This is a genomic window from Streptococcus mitis (assembly GCF_001579035.1).
Classification (GTDB): domain Bacteria; phylum Bacillota; class Bacilli; order Lactobacillales; family Streptococcaceae; genus Streptococcus; species Streptococcus mitis_J.
Map to the genome: position 1 here is coordinate 41,194 of NZ_KQ970287.1, position 3,594 is coordinate 44,787.

General features: G+C 43.4%; 5 protein-coding genes. All 5 read left to right on the forward strand.

Features of this window, described 5'->3' with window-relative positions:
- Positions 1-87: 87 nt before the first annotated feature.
- Positions 88-489, forward strand: a complete 402-nt coding sequence (locus SMIDD26_RS04610) for a Spx/MgsR family RNA polymerase-binding regulatory protein (RefSeq protein WP_000631259.1) — start codon at positions 88-90, stop codon at positions 487-489.
- Positions 489-767, forward strand: coding sequence for a UPF0223 family protein (locus SMIDD26_RS04615; protein WP_001041971.1), 279 nt, complete (start codon positions 489-491; stop codon positions 765-767). The genes SMIDD26_RS04610 and SMIDD26_RS04615 overlap by 1 nt, the downstream gene beginning before the upstream one ends.
- Positions 757-1,530, forward strand: a complete 774-nt coding sequence (locus SMIDD26_RS04620; RefSeq protein WP_061439214.1) for an inositol monophosphatase family protein — start codon at positions 757-759, stop codon at positions 1,528-1,530. Before SMIDD26_RS04615 ends, SMIDD26_RS04620 begins: the two co-directional genes overlap by 11 nt.
- The gene (locus tag SMIDD26_RS04625) at positions 1,531-2,835 is read left to right on the forward strand and encodes an RsmF rRNA methyltransferase first C-terminal domain-containing protein (protein ID WP_061439216.1); all 1,305 of its coding nucleotides are present in this window, start codon (positions 1,531-1,533) and stop codon (positions 2,833-2,835) included.
- Positions 2,836-3,056: 221 nt separating this feature from the next.
- The coding region (locus SMIDD26_RS04630) for a substrate-binding domain-containing protein (protein WP_167747477.1) at positions 3,057-3,594 on the forward strand (538 nt) is incomplete at its 3' end.

Consider the following 3,594-nt stretch of genomic DNA (forward strand, 5'->3'; position numbering starts at 1 on the left):
AGGCTTTTTTTTCTAAAAATCTCTAGTCAAGCGCTTTTATTTTTTTGTATAATAGAAGTAGCAAAGTATAGATAAGAAGAGAAAAGCATGATTACACTATTTCTATCACCGAGCTGTACATCATGTCGTAAGGCAAAGGCCTGGTTAGAGAAACATAAGGTTCCCTTTGTGGAACACAATATTATGACCAGTCCTTTAACAAGAAAAGAATTGCAACACATCCTTTCCTTGACCGAAAATGGTACTGATGACATCATTTCAACTCGTTCAAAAATTTTTCAAAAATTGAATATTGATGTAGAGAGTATTTCGGTATCGGAGTTGCTTCATTTAATTGAGCAGTACCCTAGTCTTTTGCGTCGTCCAATTATTATCGATGCCAAGCGCATGCAAATCGGTTTTAATGAAGATGAGATTCGTGCTTTTCTCCCTCGTAGTTACCGTAAGCAAGAACTAAAAGAAGCAAGAATGAGAGCTGGTATTAGTTAATGAACAAACAGTATAGTTACCCACTAGATTTGTCGTGGAGCACTGAAGAACTTGCTTCAGTGCTTTCTTTTTTTAATGATGTTGAAGCCGCCTATGAAGGCAAGGTAGAGGCTAAAAAGTTACTGGACTCCTATAAGGAATTTAAAGCGGTTGTGCCAAGCAAGAGTGAAGAGAAACGTTTGGGACGAGAATTTGAAACGGTTAGTGGCTATTCGCTTTACCGAGCAGTTCAGGCTGCCAAGGAAAAAGGGGAAGGAAAGATTTCTCTTGGAAAGTAAATTTGAATTTGCCAAAGAGCTTGTCAAGAAGGCTGGGCAGTACATCCTTGACCATATGCAGGAAGACTTGCGTGTTGAGACCAAGTCCTCTCCAACAGATTTGGTAACCAGACTGGACAAGGAAGTTCAGGAGCTCTTGGTTGGTGAGATTCTATCCCGTTATCCCGAGGATAAGATTTGTGCTGAAGAAGGTTGTCTGCGAGCCTCAGTTCAAGAGGGCAAGGTGTGGATTATCGATCCCATTGATGGGACCAATAATTTTGTGGCCCAGCAGGAAGATTTTGCTGTTATGATGGCTTATTTTGAAAATGGTCAGGGGCAGTTTGGACTGATTTATGATGTGGTCAAAGGGGATTGTTATCACGGTGGTGGTAAGTTTCCAGTCTGCCGAAATGATCAGCCCCTAGCTCCCTTTAAAGCAAAACCCCTTGGAGATTTTCTCATTGCAGGAAATAGTGGTATGCTAGAAACCAATGAATGGGGACTAGCTGATTTGAGTCGAGCCGTCCTCGGTGTTCGTGTCTATGGGAGTGCGGCCATTAGTTTTGCCAAGATTTTGTCAGGGCGTTTGTTGACCTATGTCACCTATCTGCAACCATGGGATTATGCTGCGGCTAGTATTTTAGGGGAAAGTCTGGGCTATCGGGTTGTGACCCTTTCTGGTCAACCTCTTGATTTTCAAACCAGACAGGCGGTCATGATGCTACCTCTTGAGATGCAGGAGGAAATTCAGTCCTATATTTACGAAAGGAAAAGAACTTAAATGCAATTTCCAGAAGGATTTGTTAAAAAATATGAAGAGATACTAGGAGATGAGGCAAGAGATTTTCTTGCCTCTTTTGAGGAGGAAGCGGTTTCGGCCTTTCGGATTAATCCTTTAAAAGAAGCGCAACTTTCCTTTCCTGATGCCATTCCTCAAACTCCTTGGGGACATTATGGGAAGGTTTCAGGGAAATCGCCTAAGCATGCTACTGGTTTAGTTTATTCGCAAGAACCCGCTGCCCAGATGGTTGCTCAGGTAGCCCAGCCCAGTCCTGGTATGAAAGTCTTGGATTTGGCTGCTGCACCGGGTGGAAAATCAACTCAGCTGGCAGCCTATCTAGCAGGGGAGGGTCTCCTTGTTTCCAATGAAATTTCAAGCAAACGGGCTAAGATTTTAGTAGAAAACATGGAGCGCTTTGGAGCGACAAATGTCGTGGTGACCAATGAATCTGCTGACCGTTTGGCCAAGGTTTTTAAGGGCTATTTTGACCTCATTGTCCTTGATGCCCCTTGCTCAGGGGAAGGAATGTTTCGTAAGCAGCCAGATGCTATGGACTATTGGAGCTTAGATTATCCAAGTCAATGCGCTAGCTTGCAAAGAGAAATTCTAACGGATGCGGTGACTATGCTAGCTGAAGGTGGTCGCTTGGTTTATTCAACCTGTACCTGGGCACCTGAGGAAAACGAAGAGATTGTCAATTGGTTGCTGGAAGAGTATGATTTTGATTTGCTGCCAGTAGAGCATATCAATGGAATGGTAGCTGGAATTGACCTGCCAGAAACGGCTCGTATGTATCCACATCATTTTAAGGGAGAGGGTCAGTTTGTAGCTCATCTACAATTTAAAGGAGAAAATCCATCCCCTAAATGTAAGGCAAGTAAGAGCAATCTCAGCCGTGAACAGCTTGCTTTGTGGCAGGAATTTGCCCAAAACCATTTGAAGGTTAATCTACCGGGTATTTTGCAGACTTTTGGTGACCAACTCTATCTCTTGCCAGAACTTTTGCCAGATTTAGGGAAACTCAAGATTGCGCGCAATGGACTGCATCTGGGAACTTTTAAGAAGAAACGCTTTGAGCCTAGTTTTGCTCTTGGTCTAGCCTTGAAACCGAGTCAGGTCAAGCAGTCGGTTGAAATTGACCAAGAAGCATTTGTAAGGTATGCGGCTGGAGAAACCGTTCAGCTGGCGGAAAGTCTGCCAAATGGTTGGTACCAAGTTTTGGTTCAAGGCAATGGGTTGGGTTTTGCTAAGGTGACTGGAGATGTTTTGAAAAATTATTTTCCAAAAGGCCTCAGATTCAAATGAAAATGCTAGTCAAAGTAGCTTGTCTATGTTATAGTGGAAGTATGGATTTTTTTTCAAATTATCTTTCATTTTAAGTCAAAATTGGCGGAGAAGGCAACTGAGCAAATTTCTAGTAAAACCAAGCTAGGAACTTCAGTTGGCTCCCAATTTTCAAAAGAAAAATATAAATAAATAGTTGAAAAAATTCACAGCATTCACCATTATTTTCAAGGAGAAAAACAGTGAAAAAAAGGAAAAAACTCGCTTTATCCCTTGCAGCTCTTTTGCTAGCAGGTTCTTTGGCGGGATGTGCTAGCTGGATTGATCGTGGGGAATCCATGACAGCTGTTGGCTCAACGGCTCTTCAGCCCTTGGTCGAAGCAGCAGCAGATGAATTTGGCTCTATACACGTTGGAAAAACAGTCAACGTCCAAGGTGGAGGATCTGGTACAGGTCTTTCTCAGGTTCAGTCTGGAGCCGTTGATGTAGGAAATTCAGACGTATTTGCCGAGGAAAAAGACGGTATCAACGCATCCGCTCTAGTAGACCATAAGGTAGCCGTAGCGGGCTTGGCTGTGATTGTGAACAAGGAAGTTGACGTTGAAAATCTGACAACTGAACAACTCCGTAGCATCTTCACAGGTCAAGTGACCAACTGGAAAGAGGTCGGTGGGAAGGATCTAGCCATTTCCATTATCAACCGCGCGGCAAGTTCTGGTTCGCGTGCAACCTTCGATAGTGTGATCATGGATGGTCACTCTGCCGTGCAGAGTCAAGAAC